General features: G+C 72.0%; 16 protein-coding genes. 4 read left to right on the plus strand and 12 right to left on the minus strand.

What is annotated here, in order from left to right:
- Both ABD999_RS06735 and ABD999_RS06740 read left to right on the plus strand, forming a co-directional pair.
- On the plus strand, positions 1-3,498 hold the full coding sequence (locus tag ABD999_RS06735) for an AfsR/SARP family transcriptional regulator (protein ID WP_345482628.1): 3,498 nt from the start codon (positions 1-3) through the stop codon (positions 3,496-3,498).
- 35 nt (positions 3,499-3,533) lie between these two features.
- The gene (locus ABD999_RS06740) at positions 3,534-5,042 is read left to right on the plus strand and encodes an MFS transporter (protein WP_148033735.1); all 1,509 of its coding nucleotides are present in this window, start codon (positions 3,534-3,536) and stop codon (positions 5,040-5,042) included.
- Between the two features lie 21 nt (positions 5,043-5,063).
- Here the strand turns inward: ABD999_RS06740 and ABD999_RS06745 are convergent, their stop codons facing one another.
- From ABD999_RS06745 to ABD999_RS06775, 7 genes are all read right to left on the minus strand, one after another.
- Positions 5,064-5,936, minus strand: a complete 873-nt coding sequence (locus ABD999_RS06745; protein ID WP_271274974.1) for an alpha/beta hydrolase — start codon at positions 5,934-5,936, stop codon at positions 5,064-5,066.
- Positions 5,937-5,991: 55 nt separating this feature from the next.
- Positions 5,992-7,386, minus strand: a complete 1,395-nt coding sequence (locus ABD999_RS06750) for an NAD(P)/FAD-dependent oxidoreductase (protein ID WP_148034870.1) — start codon at positions 7,384-7,386, stop codon at positions 5,992-5,994.
- Between the two features lie 158 nt (positions 7,387-7,544).
- Complete coding sequence (locus ABD999_RS06755; protein ID WP_271274973.1) at positions 7,545-8,336, minus strand: ABC transporter permease; 792 nt, start codon at positions 8,334-8,336, stop codon at positions 7,545-7,547.
- Positions 8,333-9,184: an ABC transporter permease gene (locus ABD999_RS06760; protein ID WP_219549296.1), complete on the minus strand. Its 852-nt coding sequence runs from the start codon at positions 9,182-9,184 to the stop codon at positions 8,333-8,335. The genes ABD999_RS06755 and ABD999_RS06760 overlap by 4 nt, the downstream gene beginning before the upstream one ends.
- A gap of 3 nt (positions 9,185-9,187) precedes the next feature.
- Positions 9,188-10,417 (minus strand): ABC transporter substrate-binding protein, encoded by a 1,230-nt coding sequence (locus tag ABD999_RS06765; protein WP_148033739.1) that lies wholly within the window; start codon positions 10,415-10,417, stop codon positions 9,188-9,190.
- Between the two features lie 9 nt (positions 10,418-10,426).
- Positions 10,427-11,518, minus strand: coding sequence for an ABC transporter ATP-binding protein (locus ABD999_RS06770; protein ID WP_148033740.1), 1,092 nt, complete (start codon positions 11,516-11,518; stop codon positions 10,427-10,429).
- Between the two features lie 45 nt (positions 11,519-11,563).
- Positions 11,564-12,997 (minus strand): gamma-aminobutyraldehyde dehydrogenase, encoded by a 1,434-nt coding sequence (locus tag ABD999_RS06775; RefSeq protein ID WP_148033741.1) that lies wholly within the window; start codon positions 12,995-12,997, stop codon positions 11,564-11,566.
- A gap of 223 nt (positions 12,998-13,220) precedes the next feature.
- Here ABD999_RS06775 and ABD999_RS06780 point away from each other — a divergent pair, with 223 nt between their 5' ends.
- The gene (locus ABD999_RS06780) at positions 13,221-13,715 is read left to right on the plus strand and encodes an Lrp/AsnC family transcriptional regulator (RefSeq protein WP_148033742.1); all 495 of its coding nucleotides are present in this window, start codon (positions 13,221-13,223) and stop codon (positions 13,713-13,715) included.
- Here ABD999_RS06780 and ABD999_RS06785 read toward each other — a convergent pair.
- From ABD999_RS06785 to speB, 3 genes are read right to left on the minus strand one after another with little or no spacing between them, the layout of a single operon-like run.
- On the minus strand, positions 13,698-14,345 hold the full coding sequence (locus ABD999_RS06785) for a cyclase family protein (protein ID WP_271274972.1): 648 nt from the start codon (positions 14,343-14,345) through the stop codon (positions 13,698-13,700). The genes ABD999_RS06780 and ABD999_RS06785 overlap by 18 nt on opposite strands.
- 11 nt (positions 14,346-14,356) lie before the next feature.
- Positions 14,357-15,892 (minus strand): purine-cytosine permease family protein, encoded by a 1,536-nt coding sequence (locus tag ABD999_RS06790; protein ID WP_271274971.1) that lies wholly within the window; start codon positions 15,890-15,892, stop codon positions 14,357-14,359.
- Positions 15,889-16,821, minus strand: coding sequence for an agmatinase (gene speB / locus ABD999_RS06795; protein ID WP_187281339.1), 933 nt, complete (start codon positions 16,819-16,821; stop codon positions 15,889-15,891). The genes ABD999_RS06790 and speB overlap by 4 nt, the downstream gene beginning before the upstream one ends.
- A 69-nt stretch (positions 16,822-16,890) precedes the next feature.
- Here speB and ABD999_RS06800 point away from each other — a divergent pair, with 69 nt between their 5' ends.
- A complete protein-coding gene (locus ABD999_RS06800; RefSeq protein ID WP_271274970.1) occupies positions 16,891-18,366 on the plus strand; it encodes a PucR family transcriptional regulator in 1,476 nt (491 codons plus the stop codon).
- Here ABD999_RS06800 and ABD999_RS06805 read toward each other — a convergent pair.
- Positions 18,363-21,056, minus strand: a complete 2,694-nt coding sequence (locus tag ABD999_RS06805; RefSeq protein WP_271274969.1) for a glycoside hydrolase family 38 N-terminal domain-containing protein — start codon at positions 21,054-21,056, stop codon at positions 18,363-18,365. The genes ABD999_RS06800 and ABD999_RS06805 overlap by 4 nt on opposite strands.
- Entirely contained in the window at positions 21,053-22,132 is a 1,080-nt protein-coding gene (locus ABD999_RS06810) for a Gfo/Idh/MocA family protein (protein WP_148033747.1), read from the minus strand. The genes ABD999_RS06805 and ABD999_RS06810 overlap by 4 nt, the downstream gene beginning before the upstream one ends.
- Positions 22,133-22,147 lie beyond the last annotated feature (15 nt).

The raw sequence follows: 22,147 nt of genomic DNA on the forward strand, positions 1-22,147 counted from the left end.
ATGCGCTTCGAGATCCTCGGCCCCACCGAGGTGCTGGGTGACGACGGGACCGGGATCCCGGTCGGCGGTCCCCGGGTGCGTGCGCTGCTCGCACTGCTCGCGCTGGAGCCCGGGCGGGTGGTCGGGGCCGACCAGCTCGTCGACGGGCTGTACGGGGAGGAGCCGCCCGAGGGGGTGGCGAACGCGCTGCAGTCGCAGGTGTCACGGCTGCGCAGGGCACTGGGGCGGGACCGGGTCGAGTTCCATCCGGCGGGCTACCGGCTGGTGGCCGATCCGATGGACGTGGACGCGAGCCGGTTCGAGTGGCTGGCCGCCGAAGGGCGGCGGGCGCTGGGGTCCGGCGACGCGGGGCGGGCGTCGGCGCTGCTGCGCGAAGGGCTGGAGCTGTGGCGGGGCGCGCCCCTGGCCGACGCGCCGCACGCCGGCGCGTCGGCGGCCCGGCTGTCCGAGCTGCGCCTCACGGCGATCGAGGATCGGGCGCAGGCGGATCTGGAGCTGGGCCGGCATCGCGAGCTGGCCGCCGAGCTGCGCCGGCTCGTCGCCGACCATCCACTCCGCGAGCGGCTGCGCGCCCAGCTCATGCGTGCCCTGTACGGGAGCGGCCGCCAGGCGGAGGCCCTGACCGCGTACGCCGAGGGCCGGCGCATCCTGGACGACCAGCTGGGCATCCAGCCGGGGCCCGAGCTCGCGGCGGCCCACCTGGCGGTCCTCCGCGCCGACCCCGCCCTCGGCCTCGCCACCCTCCCCCTACCGTCCCTCACCCCCACAAGTCCGCAGACCATCACCCCCCGTTCACACGACACCCAACCGGACACACGCGAACCCCAGACCGGCGGCGATCACGATACGGCGGACGCGCGGGAACCCCAGCACACCGCGAGCGGCCCATGGGAAACCCCCCACACCAGCACCCATCACGCTCCGAGCGGCGGCGGGCACCGCGAGCACAATACGGCGGACACGCAGGGAGCCCAGCACGCTGGAAGCGACCCTTGGGAGACCTCCCATGCCAGCACCCATCACGACACGAGCGGCGACCGCCGCGAGCGCCGGCCCGGCACGGCATATCCCCCCGCCCACCAGCGAGACGACGGCCGCTCCACTCAGCCGGACGCGCGCGAAGCCGAAAGCGCCGGAAGCGGCCTATGGGAAACCCCTTACGCCAGCGTCCAGCACGACCGAAGCGGTGGCACTCACCGCGAGCACCGGCCCGATACGGCGCGTCCCGCAGCCGACCGGGGAGACGACGTCCGCTTCACCCAGCTGGACGGGCGCGGAGCCGAGCGTGGTGCGGGCGGAGCCGGGCGCGGTGGGGGCGGAGCCGGGCGCGGTGGGGGCGGCCCGTGGGAGAGCCTGGAGGGCTCCGATGGTGACAGCGGCTGGGGCGGTCCGGGTGGTAGGGCCGCTGACGTGGGTGGGGGCGCCTCGCGGGGGGTCTGGTCGGGTGGGGCTGGGGTCAAGGTGGGGGTGCGGGCGCAGCTGAGCAGTTTTGTGGGGAGGGGGGAGGAGCTGCGGCAGGTCAGCAGGGAGCTGGCGGCGTCCAGGTTGGTGACGTTGGTGGGGGCCGGAGGGGCGGGGAAGACGAGGCTGGCGCTGGAGGTGGCGGAGCGGGCCGACGGGGACGTGTGCCTGGTGCAGCTCGCCCCGGTGACCGCGGATGCCGAGGTGGCCCCGGCGGTGCTGGCCGCGCTGGGGATCCGGGACCGGCACGGGCCGGAGCTGCCGGACCCGGTGGAGCGGCTGGTGACGGCGCTCGCCGGCCGGGAGCTGCTGCTCATCCTGGACAACAGCGAGCACGTGGTGGAGGCGGCCGCGAGGCTGGCCGACACGCTGCTCGGGTCCTGCCCGGGGCTGCGGGTGCTGGCCACGAGCAGGGAGGCGCTGGGCATCACCGGCGAGTCGCTGGTGCCGGTGTCGCCGCTGCGGCTGCCGCCGCCCGACGCGCGGGACCCGCTCGGCTACCCGGCGGTGCGGCTGTTCGCCGACCGGGCGGCGGCCGTGCGGCCCGCGTTCGCGGTCACCCCCGAGAACGTCGAGCAGGTGGTCCGCATCTGCCACGCCCTGGACGGCCTGCCGCTGGCGATCGAGCTGGCGGCGGCCCGGCTGCGCACGCTGTCGGTGGCGGAGGTGGCGGCGCGGCTGGACGACCGGTTCCGGCTGCTGGCGCGCGGCAGCAGGACGGCGCTGCCGCGCCACCAGACGCTGCGCGCGGTGGTGGCGTGGAGCTGGGACCTGCTGGACGAGGACGAGCAGCGGATGGCCGGACGGCTGACGGTGTTCGCGGGCGGCGCGACGGCGGAGGCGGCCGAGCGGGTGTGCGGGCTGCCCGAGGAGGTGCTGTTCTCGCTGGCGGAGAAGTCGCTGGTGGAGGCCGTCGACGGCCGCTACCGGATGCTGGAGACCATCCGCGCGTTCTGCGCCGAGCGGCTGGCGGAGGCGGGCGAGGCCGAGACGATGCGGGAGGCGCACGCCGCCTACTACCTGGATCTCGCGATCGCCGCCGACGACCACCTGCGCCGCGCCGAGCAGTTGGAGTGGCTCGCCCGCCTGGATGCGGAGAGCGACGACCTCAACGCCGCCGTGCGCTGGGCGACCGAGTCGGGCCGGCTGGAGACGGCGCTGCGGCTGCTGGCCTACTGCGCCTGCTACTGGTGGATGCGCGGCCACCGGACGGTCAGCACGACCCTCGCCGCGGAGCTGCTGGAACGCGTCGGCGACGCCGCGCCGGATGGCCTGAAGGAGGAGTACGCCATGTGCGTGCTCGTCGCGGCCTGGACCGGCGTGGGCGATGACTGGCTGGCCGAACGGCTCGAAGGGCTGCGTCCTTCCCTGCCGACGGACTACATGCCGGCGAAGCTGGAGTTCCTGACCTTGCTGCTGGCCATGTTCACCGGCCCGCCGGAAGGGGTGGCCACGCCTTCGCAACTGCGCGCGCTGACCGCGGCGGTGCCGATGTCGCCGTGGTCGACCGCGCTCACCGGGTGCGGGTACGGGTTCATGCTGCAGGAGTCGGGCGAGCCGGAAAGGGCCGGAGCGGAGTTCGAGCGGTCGCTGGCCGCCTTCCGCGCCATGGGTGAGCGCTGGGGCACCATGCTGGCGCTGTCCGGCCTCGCCGACCTGGCCGCCGAGCAGGAGGACCACGTGACCACGCTGGCCAGGGCGAAGGAGGCGATGGAGGTCGCGCGGCAACTGGGCGCGCTGGCCGACGTCGCGGAGAGCCTGTGCCGGTGCGCCGACGCGCTGGCCCGTACCGGCGATCCGGAGCGGGCGCGTACCGACTACGAGAGGGCGGCGGAGCTGTCCCGCCGCGTCGGCTCGACCGACATCCTGGCCAGGGCGCACTGCGGGCTGGGCGAGGTGGCGCTGGCGGTGGGCGACCTGGCCGCCGCTCGCACGTGGCTGGAGCGGGCCCGCGAGGAGTGCCCGGCGGGCTGGTACAGCGTGAACGACCTGAGGGAGCGGATCGCCGCCGCGCTGGCGGCGGTCAGCGGACGGTAGGCACGCGGTCAGCGCCGGGCGCGACCGTGGTCCGCATGACGAAGAAATGGGCCGGACTCGCGATCTGCTGCCTGGCCACCCTCCTCCTGTCCGTGGACCTCACGGTCCTGCACCTCGCCCTGCCACGGCTGGTCGCCGACCTCGGCGCCTCCTCCACGCAGCTGCTGTGGATCGGCGACATCTACGGGTTCGCGCTGGCGGGCCTGCTCATCACGATGGGCAACGTGGGCGACCGGATCGGCCGCAAGCGCCTGCTGCTGATCGGCGCGGTCGCGTTCGCCGCGGCCTCCGCCGTGACCGCGTACGCGCCGAACCCCGAGCTGCTCATCGTGGCGCGGGCGCTGCTGGGCGTGGCGGGCGCGACGATCATGCCGTCCACGCTCTCGATCATCAGGAACGTGTTCACCGACCCGGCCGAGCGCACCACGGCCATCGGCGTCTGGAGCGGGATGAGCGCGGCCGGGTTCGCGCTCGGCCCGGTGATCGGCGGGCTGCTGCTGGACCACTTCTGGTGGGGTTCGGTGTTCCTGATCAACCTGCCGATCATGGCGTTGATCGTCGTCGTCGGCGTACGGGTGCTGCCCGAGTCGCGCAACCCGGAGCCGGGGCGCATCGACCTGATCAGCGTGGCGCTGTCGTTCGCCGGCATCGTGGCCGTCGTCTACGCGGTCAAGGAAGCGGCCGACAAGGGCCTGGCGCACGTGGACGTGCAGGTCACCGGGGTGCTCGGGGTGGCCGGGCTGCTGGTGTTCGTCTGGCGGCAGACGAAGCTGGCCGAGCCGCTGATCGACGTGCGGCTGTTCAGGCGGCGCGCGTTCTCCGCGTCGATCGGCACCAACCTGCTGGCGATCTTCACGATGATGGCCATGTCGCTGTTCTTCGCCTGGTACTTCCAGCTCGTGCTGGGCTGGTCGCCGCTGCAGGCGGGGCTCGCGGGCCTGCCCGGCGGGCTGAGCGGCGCGATCGGCGGCGTGGTGGCCGCCCCGCTGGTGAACCGCATCGGCAGGAACGGGGTGGTGGCGCTCGGCCTGCTGTTGAACGCGGTGGCGTTCTTCTACTACTCCACGATCGGCCTGGAGGTCAGCTACCCGGTCATGGCGTGCGCCATGGTGGTGGGCGGCATGGGCATCGGGCTGGCGTTCACCGTCAACAACGACAACGTGCTGGCCACCGCGCCGAGGGAGCGGGCGGGCGCCGCGGCGGCGGTCTCGGAGACCTCGTTCGAGCTGGGCGGCGCGCTCGGCATCGCGATCCTGGGCACGGTGCTGAACAGCACCTATGCCGGCCGCCTGGAGGTGCCCGCCGGGGTGCCGGGCGAGGCGGCGCGCGAGTCGATCGCCGGGGCGCTGGCCACGGCCGAGTCGCTGCCCGCCGCGCAGGCGGGTCAGCTCGTGCTGGCGGCGCGGGAGGCGTTCGTGCAGGCGGTGAACGTCACCGCGCTCGCCACGTCGGCGATGCTGGTGGTCGTGGCGGCGCTCGCGCTGGTGGGGCTCCGCGGCGTGCCCAAGGTCATCCCGGAGGAGGATCTCGTACGCGCGCACTGAGCCCCCGGACGCCGGGCTCGACTACAGATGCGCGTGCAGGAACTCCGCCGTCGCCTCGACGGCCTGCGTCACGTACGGCTCGCGGTCGTACAGGTCGATGTGCTCCCTGGCGTCCAGCCAGACCAGCTTCTTCGGCTCGTCCAGCCGCTTGAACGCCTCCTCGGCGCCTTCGGGCGAGCAGAACCGGTCGGCCACGCCGTGCACGAGGAGCGCCGGTTTGGGCGACAGGAAGTCGGCGCCCATCATGTTGTCCATCGTGATCAGTTCGCGCACGCTCGCGCTGGTCACCTGGTTGGCCCAGTGGGCGGAGGCCGAGCGGGCGGTGCCGTAGTAGGCGTACGGCTCCGCGCCGGGCATGGCGGCCTCCCCCTCCTCGGCCACCGCCGGGATGTACGCCACCGGCCCGCCCTGGTCCTGCCGCTCCAGCACGGCGGTGTAGGAGGCCAGGGCCGCCTGGTAGTCCATGCCGGCGCGCATCGTGTACGGGTTGTTGTACGCGCCCGCGATCCCGGCGAACGCCTTCACCCGGGGGTCGAACGCGGCGAACTTGAGCGCGTAGCCGCCGCCCAGGCAGATGCCGACGGCGCCGATCCGCTCCCCGTCGGCCTCCGGCCGCGAGCGCAGGAACGACACCGCCGCGCGCAGGTCGTGCAGCTTGCCCTGCGGGTCCTCGTGGCAGCGCGGCTCGCCGCCCGACTCGCCCCAGTTGCGGTGGTCGAAGGCCAGGGTGACGAATCCTCGGGCGGCCAGCCGCTCCGCGTACAGCCCGGTCACCTGGTCGCGCACGCCGGTGAACGGGCCGGTCAGGACCAGGGCCGGGCACGGCTCCGTACTGTCGGGCACCCGCAGCTCTCCCACCAGCGGCACGCCGTCGGCGGCGAATTCGATTCTCATCTCTCCAGTGTGGCGGGAAGGGGCCCGCGGCCGGGCCGGCCGCGGGCCCGTGCCGCTAGGAGTCGAAGCCCAGCCCCATCCGGTCCAGCGTGCGCAGCCACAGGTTGCGCTTGCCCTGGTGCTCGTCGGCCTTGGCGATCGACCAGCGGGTGAACTGGATGACGCCCGAGCGGACCGGCTCGGGCGGGAACGGCATCGGCTTCTCCCGCACCATGCGCAGCTCGGTGCGCTCGGTGCGCTGCCCCGACAGCAGGTCCAGCATGACGTTCGCGCCGAACCGGGTGGCGCCGACGCCCATGCCGGTGTAGCCGACCGCGTAGGCCAGGCGCCCGCCGTGCGCCTGCCCGTAGAACGCGCTGAACCTGCTGCAGGTGTCGATCACGCCGCCCCACCGGTGGGTGAAGCGCACGTCGGACAGCTGCGGGAAGGTGTCGTAGAAGTGGCCTGCCAGCTTGACGAAGGTCTCGTCGCGCTGCTCGTACTCCGGCTTGACCAGGCCGCCGTTGTAGTAGACGGCGTCGTAGCCGCCCCACAGGATGCGGTTGTCGTCGGTGAGCCGGTAGTAGTGGAACTGGTTGGCGCCGTCGCCCACGCCCTGCCGGTTGCGCCACCCGATCTCGCCGAGCTGGGCGTCGCTGAGCGGCTCGGTCATCAGCGCGTAGTCGTACACCGGAACCACGAAGTGCTTGAGCCGGCGCAGCAGCGGCGAGAACACCCCGGTGCCGAGCGCGACCCTGCCGGCGGTGACCGAGCCGTGCGGGGTGCGCAGGGTGATCGAGGCGCCGTCGTCGTCCAGTGAGCGCACCGGGCTGCGTTCGTGCACCCGCACCCCGAGCCGCACGCACGCCTCGCGCAGCCCCCACGCCAGCCGGGCGGGGTCGAGCATGGCGCAGCCGCTGCGGTCCCAGAGCCCGCCCAGGTAGGTGGGCGAGTCGATCTCGGCGCGGATCTGCTCCCGGTCGAGCGGCACGTAGTCCAGCCGGAGCTCCTCGATCAGGTCGAGGTGCTCGTACAGGGCGTCGAGCTGCCACTGCTCGGTGGCGACGTTCAGCTCGCCGGTGCGCTCGAAGGAGCAGTCGATGTCGTGGCGCCGCAGCGTCGCCTCGATCTCGTCGAGGTTCTCCACGCCCATGCGTTCCAGCCGCTCGATCTCGTCCGGCCAGCGCTCCAGCCCGTTGGGCAGTCCGTGCGTGAGGGTCGCCAGGCAGAACCCGCCGTTGCGGCCGGAGGCCGCCCAGCCGATCCTGCGCCCCTCCAGCAGCACCACGTCCAGCGAGGGGTCGCGTTCCTTGGCCATCAGGGCCGTCCACAGGCCCGAGAAACCGCCGCCGACGACGACCAGGTCGGCGGTGGTGTGTCCGGAGAGCCGCGGTCGCGGCTCGGGTCTGGCCGGGCTGTCCAGCCAGTACGGCTTGCGCTCCGCGTCAGCCAGCGCCTTCAGCGGATCCACAAATCCCACTTCCCTACGGTGTATGTCAAAAGTCGAAAATTGCGGGACCAAAACGGTGATCACGCGCGGGTTCCCCCCGCCGGAATCCGATCTCGCCTCCCTGTTCTTTGCCGGCAGCGTCGAAACCCCCCGCGCGGTCCGCGGGGGGCTGAGGTCTTTCAGGTACGGCGCCGGGCCGCGACCGCGTTGACGACCGCGATCAGTACGCCCACGCCGAAGATCAGCGTACCCATGACGTTCACCTGCGGCGGGATGCCCGTCTTCACCGAGGCGATGATCCACAGCGGGAAGGTGAGCTCGGAGCCGTTGACGAAGCTCGTCACCACATAGTCGTCGATGGACAGCGCGAAGGCCAGCATCGCCCCGGCCAGCACGCCGGGCATGATGGACGGCAGCGTGACCTGCCGGAACGTGGCCCACGGCCCCGCCCCGAGGTCCTTGGCCGCCTCTTCGAGCGACGGGTCGAGGCTCACCACCCGGGCCCGCACGGTCACGGTCACGAACGCCAGCGAGAACAGCACGTGCGCGATCGTGATCGTGATCTGGTTCCTCGGCACGTTCGCCGAGACGAACAGCGACAGCAGCGAGGCGCCCATGACCAGCTCGGGCGTGGAGATCGCGGCGAACACCAGGAAGTTCGTCGCGCCCTGGCCGCGGAACCGGTGGCGGCCCAGGGCCAGCCCGAGCATGGTGCCGATGACCACGGTGACGATCGTGCTGGCCACCGCGATGAGCAGCGAGTTGACCAGCGCGTCGCTCAGGTCGGGGATCGCGAAGAGCTCCCCGTACCACTTGAGCGTGAAGCCCTGCCAGGTCGCGTTCGACTTGCTCTGCTTGTCGTTGAAGCCGAACGCGATCATGACGGCGATCGGCGCGACCAGCCACAGGATGATCAGCCAGGTGTAGGCGTGCAGCAGCCGGTCGCCGAACCTCCCGCGGACCCCCCTCATCGGGCCGCCGCCTCTAGGACGTTCTCGGTGCCGAGCACCCTGGCGTACACGAAGATGCCCACGAGCAGCACCGCCATCAGCGTGAACGACAGCGCCGAGGCCGTCGGGTAGTCGTTGTTGACCAGGTACTCGGTCTGGATGATGTTGCCGATCATGGTGTTGCCCGTGCCGCCGAGCACCTGGGCGTTGACCGGGTCGGCCGTGGCCGGCACGAACGTCATCAGCACCCCGGCGAACACGCCCGGCAGCGACAGCGGCAGCACCACCTTGCGGAAGGCGGTGCCGCGCGTCGCGTACAGGTCCTGCGCGGCCTCCACCAGGCGCGGGTCCACCCGCTCCAGCGACACGTAGATCGGCAGGATCATGAACGGCAGCCAGTTGTACGTCAGGCCCGCGATCACCGCGAACGAGGTGGCCAGCACGTGGAAGTCGGCGGACAGCACCCCCCAGCTCTTCAGCGTGCCGAGCACGATGCCGTCGTCGGCCAGCAGGAAGCCCCACGAGATCGTCCGCAGCACGAACGACACGAAGAACGGCAGCAGCAGCAGGAACAGGTAGACCGACTTGCGGCTGCCGCCCTTGAAGGCGATCCAGTAGGCGACCGGGTAGCCGATCACCAGCATGGCCGCCGTCGCCGTCGCGCCGTAGCCCAGCGAGCGGACCAGCTGGGTGCTGTAGGTGCCGAGGGCGTCGCCGTAGTTGCCGAAGCTGAACGTCATGACGAAGCCGTCGATCACGTTCCCGGTCTGCAGCGACACCGACGCCATCGCCGCCAGCGGCACCACCAGGAAGATCGCCAGCCACATCCAGCTCGGCAGCGCGAGCAGGTAGGGGGTGAGACGCCTCATGGCCTACGCCTGGGTGACGGACTGGAAGATCGGGTTGAACACCTGCTCCTGGGCCGTGGTGAGCGGCGTGTAGCTGTGGAGCTTGGCGTAGTCGGCCTCGGTCGGGAACATCAGCGGGCTCTCGGCCATGTCGAGCAGGGCCTTCTTGTCGTCGCCCGACGCGCTCGCGGCCTTCTCGCGCAGCAGCTCCTGGACGGCCGGCACCGGGGTGACGAACTGGATGAACTCGTCAAGCTCGGCGGCGATCTCCGGCTTGTAGAGGAAGTCCATCAGCATCATGGCGTCGACCGGGTTGGCCGCGCCCTTCGGGATGAGCATGTTGTCGGTCCAGATCGTGCCGCCCTCTTCGGGGATCACGAACTTGACCGGCTCGCCCGCGAGCTGCCGCTGGAAGACGTCGCCGGACCAGGCCATCGACACCCAGATGTCACCACGGGACAGGGCGTCGATGTAGTCCTGGTTGTAGTACTTGCGCACGATCCCGGCGTCACGCTGCGCCTGGAGCTTCTCCCCGGCCTTCTTCCAGTCGTCCTCGGTCGACTTCTCCGGGTCGACGCCGAGGGCGATCATGCCGAAGTTGGCGATCTCCTGGGCGTCGGCCATCATGCCGACCCGGCCCTCGTACTTGGCGTCGAACATCGCCTGGATGCTCGTGATGTCGTCCTTGACGTACTTGGTGTTGTACGCGATCCCGGTGAACCCGGAGGCGAACGGCATCGTGTACTTGTTGCCCGGGTCGTAGGCGCGGTTCTTGTACGCCTCGGCGGCGTTGGCCTGGAAGTTCGTCATCTTCGACTGGTCCAGCGTGACCGCGTAGCCCAGCTCGAACATGTGCTGGAGCTGGATGCCGTTGGTCATGACGACGATGTCGTAGCCGAGCGGCTGGCCGGCGCGGAGCACGGGGTCGGCCTTGCCGAAGAACTCCGTGTTCTCGTTGATGACCTCCTTGTACTCGTAGGAGATCCCGGTTTCCTGCTGGAACTTCTTCAGCGGGCCGTGGTCCTCGGGCATGTACTCGGGCCAGTTGGCGAAGACGACCTTGCCGTTCTTCTTCTGGCTCGCCCAGTAGTCGGCGACGGCGTCGGCCTTCGGCGGAGCGGCCTTCTGCCCCTGGACGCCACAGGCGGCCAGGGCCAGCCCGGCGGCGGACAGGCCGGCCAGCCGGAAGACGTCACGGCGGGTGCGGGGCTGGGTCATGCCCCGGTACAGGGCGGGGGAATGCAGGCGGTTCATGACGTGCTATCAACTTCCCATCACATATGAGTGCTGCGCCTGCCACGACAGCCAGACGGAGTCGCCCCGCTCCGCCGTGACCGTCGCGTCGTGCGCGTTCTGCTCGAACACCGTGATCTCGTCCCCGTCGGCGATCCGCACGGCGTAGCTGTTGTAGGTCCCGAGGTAGACGACCTCGGAGACGGTTCCGGGCAGGGCGCTCACGTCACCCGAGGGCTCCTGCTTGGCGAGGGTGATCTTCTCGGGCCGTACGGTCACCGACACCTCGCCCTCCTTGCCGGGCACCAGCACCCGGCCCTCGCCGACCTTCAGCACGCCGCCGGTGGCGGTGCCCGTCAGCAGGTTGGAGGTGCCGATGAAGCCGGCCACGAAGGTGGTCGCCGGCCGCTCGTAGATCTCGCGCGGCCCGGCGAGCTGCTCGATGAGCCCGTCCTTCATGACGGCGATCCTGTCGCTCATGGTCAGCGCCTCGTTCTGGTCGTGCGTCACGTACACGAACGTGATGCCGACCTCGCGCTGGATGCGCTTGAGCTCCAGCTGCATGGCCTGCCTGAGCTTGAGGTCGAGCGCGCCGAGCGGCTCGTCGAGCAGGAGCGCGCGCGGCCGGTTGACCAGCGCACGGGCCAGCGCGACGCGCTGCTGCTGGCCGCCGGACATCTCGCGCGGGCGGCGCTTCTCCCGGCCGGTCAGGTCGACGATCTCCAGCATCTCGCCGACCCGCCGCTTGATCTCCTCGCGCGACGTCTTCTTCTGCTTCAGCCCGAAGGCCACGTTGTCCCACACGCTCATGTGCGGGAACAGGGCGTAGGACTGGAAGACCATGTTCACGTCGCGCTTGTTCGGCGGGACGTCGGTGACGTCCCGGCCGTGCAGCCGGATCACGCCCTTCGACGGCTCCTCGAACCCGGCGATCATGCGCATGGTGGTGGTCTTGCCGCAACCGGACGGGCCGAGGAGGGAGAAGAACTCCCCCTCGGCGATGTCCAGCGTCACGCCTTTGACCGCCTGGACGACCTCGCCATGCGAGACGTACTCCTTGAGGACGTCCTCCAGCTCGATCGCACGGTCAGTTGGAGTGTCGATCGGACTCTGATCGGCCATGTCGGGGGGATTCCCTTTGTGCGTGCTTTACCGTGATTTTTCGGGCTATTCGCCGATGAAGTGCATGACGTGCTTGACCCTGGTGTAGTCATGCAGGCCGAACACCGACAGGTCCTTGCCGTACCCGGAGTGCTTGAAGCCGCCGTGCGGCATCTCCGAGACGAACGGGATGTGGGTGTTGACCCAGACCACGCCGAAGTCGAGCTTGTTCGACATCCGCATCGCGCGGCCGTGGTCGGAGGTCCACACGGAGCTGCTGAGCCCGTACCTGACGTCGTTGGCCTTGGCCAGCGCGTCGGCCTCGTCGGTGAACGTCTGGACGGTGATGACCGGGCCGAACACCTCGTTCTGCACCATCTCGTCGTCCTGCTTGAGGCCGTCGACGACGGTGGGGGCGAAGAAGTAGCCCCGGTCGCCGACCCGCTGCCCGCCGGTGAGCACCTTGGCGTGCGCGGGGACGCGGTCGATGAAGCCCTGCACCCGCGCGAGCTGGGTCTCGTTGTTGAGCGGGCCGTACAGCGCGTCCTCGTTGGACAGGTCGCCGGTCACCGTGGCGGCGGCGGCCTCGGCCAGCGCGGCCACGAACTCGTCGTGCACGCTCTCGTGGACGAGCACCCGGCAGGCGGCGGTGCAGTCCTGGCCCGCGTTGTAGAAGCCGGCCACGGCGATGTCCTCGGCCGCCTTGCGCAGGTCCTTCACGTCCTCGAAGATCACGACAGGGGCCTTGCCGCCGAGCTCCAGGTGGACCCGCTTCAGGTCGTCGGCGGCGCTCCTGGCCACCGACATGCCCGCGCCGACCGACCCGGTGATCGCCACCATCGCGGCGGTCGGGTGGCTCACCACGGTGGCGCCGGTCTCGCGGTCGCCGGTGATGACGTTGAAGACGCCGGGCGGGAGCACGCTGCCGACGATCTCGGCGAGCTTGAGCGTGGCGACCGGGGTGGTGTCGGACGGCTTGAGCACCACGGTGTTGCCGGCCGCGAGCGCGGGGGCGATCTTCCACACCGCCATCATCACCGGGTAGTTCCACGGCGTGACCTGGCCGATCACGCCGATCGGCTCGTGCCTGATGACGCTGGTGTGGTCGGCGAGGAACTCCCCGGCCGTCGGGCCCTCAAGCGTGCGGGCGGCGCCGGCGAAGAAGCGGAAGTGGTCGGCCGCCACCGGCGTCTCGTCCTCGGCCATGCGGGCGCGCGGCTTGCCGGTGTTGCGGCACTCCGCCTCGTTGATCTCGTCGGCCCGCGCCTCGATGGCGTCGGCGACCTTGAGCAGCAGGTTCGACCGCTCTCCCGGCGTGGTGGCGCCCCACGACTCGAACGCGGCGGCGGCCGCCGCGTAGGCGGCGTCCACGTCCTCGGGGCCGGAGATCGGGGCCTGGAGGTAGGCCTCGCCGGTGCAAGGATCGATGACGTCGGAGAATCGGCCGCTCTTGGCGTCCACGAACTCACCGTTGACGAAGTTCTGGAGACGGACGGTCAAGGGATGACCTCCTGGTGAGATGGCTTACTGATGTCGCAGGTGGGCGAGATGCCGCGACTCTTACAGAGTAACCGCATCTGAACAAGGGATTTCGTGGTGAAGATATCAAATTGCTACGAATTCGCTTGACAGACCGCCGAGAACTGAAAGCATGTCGCACCAGGACGGCAACCCGGCGGGAACGCCCCCGTAACATGCCGGACCGCTTGGAGGATCCCTCGACATGACGACGCCGCCGCGCGTACGCCGCAGCAAGGACGCGGCATCCGGACCGGTCGTGCTGGACGAGCTGTCCAAACAGATCATCGAGCAGCTCCAGTCCGACGGGCGCAAACCGTACGCCGCGATCGGCAAGGCCGTCGGCCTGTCGGAGGCGGCGGTCCGCCAGCGCGTCCAGCGCCTGCAGGACGCCGGCGTCATGCAGATCGTCGCGGTGACCGACCCGCTCACGCTCGGCTTCCCCCGCCAGGCCATGATCGGCGTCACGTGCGAGGGCGACCTGGAGTCCGTGGCAGACGAGCTGGCGGCGATAGAGGAGATCGACTACGTGGTGCTCACCGCCGGCTCCTTCGACGTCATCGTCGAGGTGGTGTGCGAGGGCGACCGTCACCTGCTGGAGATCCTCAGCAAGATCCGTGCCATACCGGCGGTGCGGGCCACGGAGTCGTTCGTCTATCTGAAGCTGCGCAAGCAGACCTACTCATGGGGCACCCGATAGCCGGGCCACGGCCCTGACCGGCGCCCCGTCGGCGCCCGCGAGCCGGATCGGCAGCATCGACACCTCGACGGCCCGTCCGGCCGCCTGCGCGTCCAGCAGCCGGCCGAGCCCGGTGAGGTTCTCGGCGATCACCGCGTGCGCCCCGCACAGCACCCGGTGCGCGGGAAAGTCCTCCGCCGGGGTGGGATCGACGCTCAGCGCGTCGATCCCCACGGTCCGCACGCCCCGCTCCACGAGCAGCCGCGCCGCCTCCTCGGTCAGGTGCGGATGGTCGAGGTACGCGGGAGTCCCCCAGTGGGCCGACCACCCGGTGGCGACGAGCACGATCCGGCCCAGCTCGCCCCTGAAGAGGCCGGGCCCGATCGCCGCGCCCGGGGCGAGCCCCCGGGCGTCGACCGTCACGGCGGGCCCCACGAACCGCTCCAGAGGAAGCTCGTCCAGGTCCGGCAGGGTGTCGTCCAGGTGGAACGGCGCGTCCACGTGGGTACCGGACTGCGAGCCCAGGTGCACGGCCAGGACGTTGACCCCGTCGCGGCCGGCGATGAGCGCCGGCTCGATCGTCACCTCGGGGTCGCCCGGGTAGACGGGCATCCCGGTGACGATCGGCACCGACAGGTCGACCAGCTCCATGACGGCCATCCTCACACGCCGGTGAGCCTCTGGGGCTCGGGCGCCGGGGCGGCGATGGGCACGATCGGCGGCACGGGCGTGTCGGCCGCCCGCACCCAGCGCGGGCCGAGCGGGCCGTACACCTCGCGCGGCTCGGGGAAGGCCCACAGCAGCGCCAGGTAGAGCACCGCGGCCGTGCCCAGGCCCAGCGGCAGCGACACGTCCACCCCGCCGGCCAGGTCGCCGAGCGGCCCGACGAACTGGCCGGGCAGGTTGACGAAGGCCAGCGCCAGCAGCGCCGAGGCGAGCCAGGCGGTGATGCCGCGCCAGTTCCAGCCGTGGTTGAACCAGTAGCGCCCGCCCCGCTGCCGCCGGGTGAACACCTGCAGCGCCTCGGGGTCGTACCAGCCGCGGCGCGTCACGTACCCGAGCATCATGATCACCATCCACGGCGCCGTGCACGTGATGATCAGCGTGGCGAACGTGGAGATGCTCTGCGTGAGGTTGGCCGCGAAGCGGCCGACGAAGACGAACACGATCGACAGCGAGCCGATGAACAGCGTCGCCCGCACCCGGGAGAAGCGGGCGAACACGCTGGCGAAGTCCAGCCCCGTGCCGTACATCGAGGTGGTGCCGGTGGACATGCCGCCGATCAGCGCGATCAGGCAGACGGGCACGAAGTACCACGTCGGCGCGATGGCCAGCAGGCCGCCGACGTAGTTGGGCGCGGCCGGGTCCATGTACTCGGCGGCCTTGGCGGCGATGATCGACGCGGTGGCCAGGCCGAAGAAGAACGGCAGGATGGTGGACGCCTGCGCCAGGAAGGCGGCCGCCATCACCCGCCGCCGCGGCGTGTCCGCCGGGATGTAGCGCGACCAGTCGCCGAGGAAGGCGCCGAACGAGACCGGGTTCGACAGCACGATCAGCGCCGCGCCGATGAACGACGGCCAGAACAGCGGGTCCCCGGGGGCCAGCATGCCCGCGTACGACGGGTCGAAGTCGCCGGCGAACGCGAACACGCCGAGCACGAACAGCGCCGACGCCGCCACGACCGCGATCTTGTTGACGAACAGCATGAACCGGAACCCGTACACGCACACCACGAGCACCAGGCCCGCGAAGATCGCGTACGCGATCCCGTACATGAAGTCGTTCTGCGGCAGGCCGACGAGCCGGTGCGCGCCGCCCACGAGCGCGTCGCCCGAGGACCACACGGAGATCGAGAAGAACGCGATCGCCGTCAGCAGTGACAGGAACGAGCCGACGATCCGGCCGTGCACGCCCAGATGGGCGGAGGAGGAGACGGCGTTGTTGGTGCCGTTGAGCGGCCCGAACAGCGACAGCGGCGCCAGGATGAGCGCGCCGACGAGCAGGCCGAGCACGGTCGCGGCGAACCCCTGCCAGAACGACAGGCCGAACAGGATGGGGAAGGCGCCGAGCACGCAGGTGGCGAACGTGTTCGCGCCGCCGAAGGAGACCCTGAACAGGTCCAGCGGGCGGGCGGTGCGTTCGGCGTCGGGGATGCGGTCGACACCGCGGGTCTCGATCTCGGTGATGGGGGTGCTCACTTGTACTCCTGGAGGGCCAGCAGGCTGACGAGGTCGTAGGCGACGTGGGAGGCGGCCACCGAGGTGATCTCGGCGTGGTCGTAGGCCGGCGCCACCTCGACGACGTCGGCGCCGATGAGGTTCCCTCCGGCCAGGCCGCGCAGGATCTCCAGCAGTTCGCGGCTGGTGAGCCCGCCCGCCTCCGGGGTGCCGGTGCCGGGGGCGTGTGCCGGGTCGAGCACGTCGATGTCGACCGACACGTACAGGGGGCGGTCGCCGATGCGCTGGCGCAGCGCGTCGACCACCTCGTCGACGCCGCGCCGCAGCACGTCGGCCGCGGTGACGATGCCGAAGCCGAGGCGCCGGTCCTCGTCGAGGTCCTTCTTGCCGTACAGGGGGCCGCGGATGCCGACGTGGCTGAGCGCCTCGGTGTCGAGCAGCCCCTCCTCGACGGCCCGCCGGAACGGGGTGCCGTGCGTGTACTCGGCGCCGAAGTAGGTGTCCCAGGTGTCCAGGTGGGCGTCGAAGTGCAGCAGAGCGACCGGCCCGTGGCGCCGGGCGGCGTCGCGGAGCAGCGGCAGCGCGATCGTGTGGTCGCCGCCGATCGTCACCAGCCGGGCGTCCAGCGCGGCGGCCCCCGCCTCGACGCTCTCGATCGCCTCCTCGATGTGGTACGGGTTGGCGACGATGTCTCCCGCGTCCACCACCTGGACGCGTTCGAACGGGGAGACGTCCAGCGCGGGGTGGTAGGGCCGCAGCAGCCGCGACGCCTCGCGGACCGCGGCGGGGCCGAACCTCGCTCCAGGCCGGTACGAGACGCCGCTGTCGAACGGCACGCCCACGACCGCCACGTCCGCGCGTCCGACCTCGTCGAGGCGAGGCAGCCGGGCGAAGGTGGCGGGCCCGGCGAAACGCGGGACCCTGGCTGAGTCGACGGGGCCTTTATTCATGGGCACAGTCAATGTCACGCTTCTGACCTGCGGCAATTGGCCGCGTCACGAAGTCCTACAGTAGGTGTTGTGGCGGACCACAAGGTGACGGTGCTCGACCTGTTGCGCTCCCCCGCCCTGCAGCTGCGGCTGCTCGCGGGCGAGGCGGGGCTCGGCCGGTCGGTGTCGTGGGCGCACGTGAGCGAGTTGGCCGACCCGACGCCGTGGCTGCTCGGCGCCGAGGTGATCATGACGACCGGCATCGGCGTGCCCCGTTCCGCCGCCGATCAGCGGGCATACCTGGAGCGGCTGGACGACGCGGGCGTGTCGGCGCTGGCCCTGTCGGCGCAGCTGCACGTGCCGCCGCTGCACCGGGCGTTCTTCGAGGCTGCGGAGCGGCGCGGCATGCCGGTGCTGGAGGTGCCGCTGGCGGTGCCGTTCATCGCCGTCGCCCAGGAGGTGGCCGCGGCGGTGCAGGAGGACGCCCGCCACCGGCTGGGCGCGCAGCTCCAGGTGTTCGGGGCGCTGCGCTGGCTGGCGTCCGAGGATCTCGACACGGCGACGCTGTTCAAGCGGCTGGAGCGGCTCTCCGGCTACCAGGTGTTCCTGTGCACGCCGCAGGGGCGTCCGCTGCTGCCCGGCGTGCCGGTGCCGCCGTCGCTGGACGTGCTGCCTTCGGAGCCGGAGGCGCCGCCGACCGTCCCCGGCGGTTTCGTGCTGCCGGTGCCGGCTCCCGGCGGGCCCGCGGGGTTCCTGGTGGCGTTCGAGCGCGAGGGCGCCCGGCCGGCCGGGCTGGCCGTGGTCCAGCACATCGCCACCGTGGCCGCGCTCCAGGTGGCCATGGCCAGGCACGAGCGGGAGACGCTGCGCCGCGAGGGCGCCGAGACGCTGTCGGAGCTGCTGCAGGACCTGCTCGACCCGGCCACCGCTCGCCGCCGCCTGGCCCGGCTGGGGCTGCCCACCGACACCGACGCGGTGCTCGTCGTGGTGCGCGGCGCCGATGACGTCGGCCTGCGGCGGGCGCTGGCCGACCACCCGCACCTCATGCTGCGGCGGGGCGACGACCTGTACGTGCTCGGCCCGCCCTCACTGGCCGGGCCGGTCACCGGCCTGCCGGCCGTCAGGGCGGGCATGAGCCGGCCGTTCCCGCCCGGCGCCTCCACCAGGGTGGCTCGGCGCGAGGCCGAGTGGGCGGCCACCCGGGCGGCCGAGTCCGGGCAGCCGCTGGTCGTCTACGGCAGGGACCCGACCGGGCGCTGGCTGCCGGACGACGCCGACACCCTGGCCGCCCTGGTGGACCACGTCCTGGGCGAGGTGATCGCGTACGACGCCGCGCACGGCTCACAGCTCCTGGCCACGGTCCGCACCTGGATGGAGCACGACCGCCGGGCCGAGGACACGGCGGCGCTCCTGCACATCCACCCCAACACGCTGGCGTACCGGCTGCGCCGCTTCGCGTCGCTGACGGGGCGCGACCTCACCTCGACGACCGCCTTCACCGAGGTCTGGCTGGCCCTCCAGGCCGCCGGCCAGCTCGGCCTGACCGACCGGGACGACCGGTCCTAGGACAGTTGCACGGTGGCGATCTCCCAGGCGCCCAGCGGAAGGCGGAGCGTGCCGTCCGTGACCTCCAGCTCGTCACCCGGACGGCCGCGCAGGTCGGCACGGCGGGCGCGGGTGAAGTCACCCGTGACCAGAGCCTCCGCGGGGTCGTCCGACAGGGCCACCATGCGGAGCTCCTTCCACTCCTCACGGGCCCGCAGCGAGGTCATGACCACGCCGTCGCCCGTGACCGACAGCCCCGCGGCGGGGGCGGGCAGCGACAGGGACGGGTCGCCCGATCCGGCCACGGTCAGCAGGTCGTGCCTGAACACCTCGGCCGCGCCGGGCACCGCCGACCACGTCCCGCTGTAGGGCATGAGCGCGAGGCTCACCGACCGCAGCCCCCGCGACTGCGCCGCCGGGGTCGGCAGCTGGGGGCCCGCGGGCTCGGGCCGGAGCGCGTGCCGGTTGCGTGACAGGTAGCCGACGGAGCGCAGCAGCGTGAGCGCCAGCTCCCCGCCGTCCTCCACCAGTTCGTACTCGGTGACGTGCTCCAGCAGCGCCGCCACTCCCCCGGCGGCCACCCACGAGGAGGCCGGGTAGGTGGGCAGCGGCTCCTCGCCGCAGCCGGCCTCGGCTCTGAGGCCGCGGGTGACGACCGCGAACTGGCCTTCCGCGTGCGACTCGGCGGCCCGCTCGGGCAGCGGCACGTGCAGCCGCACCCGGTGGTCGGCGCACCGGTTGTCGAAGTCGACGCTGAGCCGGACGAACGGCTCGCCCGCGCGCAGCTCGACGCGGGTGCGGACGGCGATCTCCTCGGTCGCATCGGTGCGGGACCGCGCGGGGATCTCCGGCGTGCCCTCGATCCCGTCGCCGGCGGCGGGCCACCGGTAGGTGCGCCACACGTCGTACGCGGCCACCAGCGGACCGGCGCACACCATCTCCACGTGCACCGACTCCGGCTCGAAGACGAACCGGTCCTCGGCCGGCGGCGCGTAGTTGTAGCTGTCGCCCACGTCGCCGCCGTCGACGATGCGCCCGGCGCCGCTGAGCGTGACGCCGCCGGCGCCGGTCAGGGTCAGGGTGCCGTCGCGGTCCACCTCGACGCGGAGCAGCCCGTTGTCGAGCACCCGCTCGTCGGCCCCGACCGGCAGGGTCGACGCGGGCAGGTCGCTGGCGTGGCCGCCGCCGCGCTGCGGCCGCACGCTCGTGTGGCCCAGGGGCGGCGCCTCGACGAGCGCGGCCACGGTGCGGCGCGGCTCGGCGAGGATGCGTACCCGGGTGATCCCGGCGAGCGCGCCGCGCACCTGGCCGACGTCGAACGGCAGCCGCGACTCGCGGGCGACGGTGAACGTCAGCACGCCGTCCTCGGCGGACCAGCCGGTGATCTGCTGCCCGTACAGCTCGGTGCCGTGGACGAAGGTGAGCGCCGTGACGGGGTCCATCTCCTCGTCGAGCAGCAGCGTCGGCGCGTACTCCAGCGGCTGGATCGGCACCCTGGCGCCGGCCGGGTCGACGACCGGGTCCTCGCCCGCCAGGTCGAGCAGCACCACGCCGCGCCGGGCGGCGGGCGTGGGGTTGACGACGAGCATGCCGCCGGACGGCACGGACGCGGACAGCCGGGCGGTGACCATGTCGCGCACGGCCTGGCCGAGGTGCTCGGCCTCGGCGATGCGGGCGGCCACCTGCTGGGCGGTCTCGTCGACGCCGCAGCCGGTCACCGAGTCGTGGCCGCTGGCGTCGACCAGCCGCCACCAGGCCATGTCGAGGAACCGGCCGGGCCACTCCGCGCCCCAGAGCGCGGCCAGCGGCTCGGCGTACCGTTCGACCATCCGCTCGGCGCGGCCCATGGCCTGCTTCACGTGCGCGCGTACGGAGATGACGCCGGGCAGGATGTTGGCCCGCGCGTGCGAGCGCAGCTCACCCACCACCCGGGGCAGCCCTTCCACGTCGGCCGGGTGCGCGGTGACGTAGCCGGACAGGGTGTCCATGCGGGCGCCGAGCCCGGCCACCATCTGGGGCAGGCCGCGCACCGGGGCCGAATGGTCGGTGCCGTACATGGCCAGCAGCGGCCCGTCGGGCCCGTGCCAGCGGCGCATGGTCCCGACGAAGGCGGCGCCGCGCTCGACGAGCCGATCGGGGTCCTCGAACAGGTGGGCGCCGTTGCCGTAGCCGCCCGCGGGCAGGTACTGGGTGCGGATCGCGGTGCCGTCGGGGGCGACCCAGGCGAACGCGTCGGTGGTCACCGACGACGGCACGCCCCGGTACACGCAGGCGTAGGGAAGCCCGGCCCGCCTCAGGATCTGCGGCATCTGCGCGGTGTGGCCGAACATGTCGGGCAGGTAGCCGACCGGCATGGCGCCGCCGAGCTTGTCGGCCCTGGCCATGCCCAGCTCCAGGTTGCGCACGATGTTCTCGCCCGAGCAGAGGAACTCGTCGAGCAGGATCTGCCACGGCCCGACCGCGAGCCGGCCGGACTCGACCAGGGCGGCCACCCGGTCGCGGTTCTCCGGCCGCACCTCCAGGTAGTCGTCCACGCAGGCGAGCTGCCCGTCGAGGGTGAAGTGGTAGCCAGGCTCGCGCTCCATGGTGTCGAGCACCTCGTCCATCAGCGCGACCAGCCGCAGCCGGAAACGCTGGAACGGCTCGTACCACTCCCGGTCCCAGTGGGTGTGCGGGACGACGACGATCTCCCCGGCGAACTCTGCGGTCACGCTGCTTCCCCTCCGATCGGCAGGTCATGCTGTACGGCGTAGCGGGCCGCGATGCGCTGGGCGGTGACGATGTCCTCCAGCGCGCCGGCCCGGTCGGTGAGCGGCGGCGTGCCGTCGGTGACGAAGGCGTGGAAGGCGGCCAGCTGGACCTCGAACGCCTCGGTCACCTCGCGCCACTCGGCGCGGCTCTCGCCGCCGGACACCACGGTGAGAACGGTGGGCGCGTTCATCAGGTAGGGCGACGGGAAGACCAGCTCCAGCGAGCCGGCGTCGTGGTGGATGACCACGGTCTCCCGGTACGCGGGATAGTCCTCCAGGTAGTGCCACCGGATGGAGAACCGCCCGGCGGCCGGGAGCCGCCCGGAGATCTCCACGGACCCCGGCGCGTCCCCCCACGTCTCGACGTGCCCGATCTCCGCGGGCGAGCCGGTGAAGCCGCGCAGCAGCGACAGGTCGTGGCAGACGGACCCGAGCGCGATCGCGTACAGGTCGCGGACCGGCGCGGGCGCCTCCTCGCCGAGCGCCCGCGACACGAGCGCCTCCTCGCGGGCGCGCAGCGTGGCGAGCAGGTCGGCGGGCACGTCGCGGGCCTGGGTGAGGTTGGCGAAGGCGAGCTGCGACTCCCCGCTGGGGTGCAGCACGGTCACCTCGACGGACCTGATGGCGTCCGGCCCGCCCAGCTCGGCCAGCAGCTTCCCGGCCCGGCGCACGGCGGGGTCGTACTGCTTCATGTAGCCGACCATGAGCCGGCCCTCCGGCAGCTCGGCCACCTCGGCGCGGGTCAGCGCCAGCGGCTTCTCGCAGAGCACCGCGTGACCCGCCGCGAGCGCCCGCCGCACGGTGTCGCCGTGGGAGCCGGAGGCGAGCACGAGCACGGCCTCGAAGCCGCCCGCCTCCAGCATCGCGTCCAGAGAGGTGTACCGGCCGGGCGCGCCCAGCCGGTCACCGGCGGCGTCGGCGAGCGTCCGCGACAGGTCGCAGACGGCCGTCACCTCGAACAGGTCGCGACGGCGCGACAGCAGCGGCGCGTACACCGCCTGCGTTACGGCGCCGCACCCGACAAGGGCGATCTTCAAGACTGGATCCTCCAG

This window comes from Nonomuraea ferruginea, assembly GCF_039540635.1.
GTDB lineage: Bacteria > Actinomycetota > Actinomycetes > Streptosporangiales > Streptosporangiaceae > Nonomuraea > Nonomuraea ferruginea.

Excerpts from the sequence above, each read along its gene's own strand:
- speB (WP_187281339.1), bottom strand. The coding sequence starts at position 16,821 with ATGAATAAAGGCCCCGTCGACTCAGCCAGGGTCCCGCGTTTCGCCGGG.
- ABD999_RS06760 (WP_219549296.1), bottom strand. The coding sequence starts at position 9,184 with ATGAGGCGTCTCACCCCCTACCTGCTCGCGCTGCCGAGCTGGATGTGG.
- ABD999_RS06735 (WP_345482628.1), top strand. The coding sequence starts at position 1 with ATGCGCTTCGAGATCCTCGGCCCCACCGAGGTGCTGGGTGACGACGGG.
- ABD999_RS06770 (WP_148033740.1), bottom strand. The coding sequence starts at position 11,518 with ATGGCCGATCAGAGTCCGATCGACACTCCAACTGACCGTGCGATCGAG.
- ABD999_RS06785 (WP_271274972.1), bottom strand. The coding sequence starts at position 14,345 with ATGGAGCTGGTCGACCTGTCGGTGCCGATCGTCACCGGGATGCCCGTC.
- ABD999_RS06780 (WP_148033742.1), top strand. The coding sequence starts at position 13,221 with ATGACGACGCCGCCGCGCGTACGCCGCAGCAAGGACGCGGCATCCGGA.
- ABD999_RS06765 (WP_148033739.1), bottom strand. The coding sequence starts at position 10,417 with ATGAACCGCCTGCATTCCCCCGCCCTGTACCGGGGCATGACCCAGCCC.
- ABD999_RS06745 (WP_271274974.1), bottom strand. The coding sequence starts at position 5,936 with ATGAGAATCGAATTCGCCGCCGACGGCGTGCCGCTGGTGGGAGAGCTG.
- ABD999_RS06740 (WP_148033735.1), top strand. The coding sequence starts at position 3,534 with ATGACGAAGAAATGGGCCGGACTCGCGATCTGCTGCCTGGCCACCCTC.
- ABD999_RS06755 (WP_271274973.1), bottom strand. The coding sequence starts at position 8,336 with ATGAGGGGGGTCCGCGGGAGGTTCGGCGACCGGCTGCTGCACGCCTAC.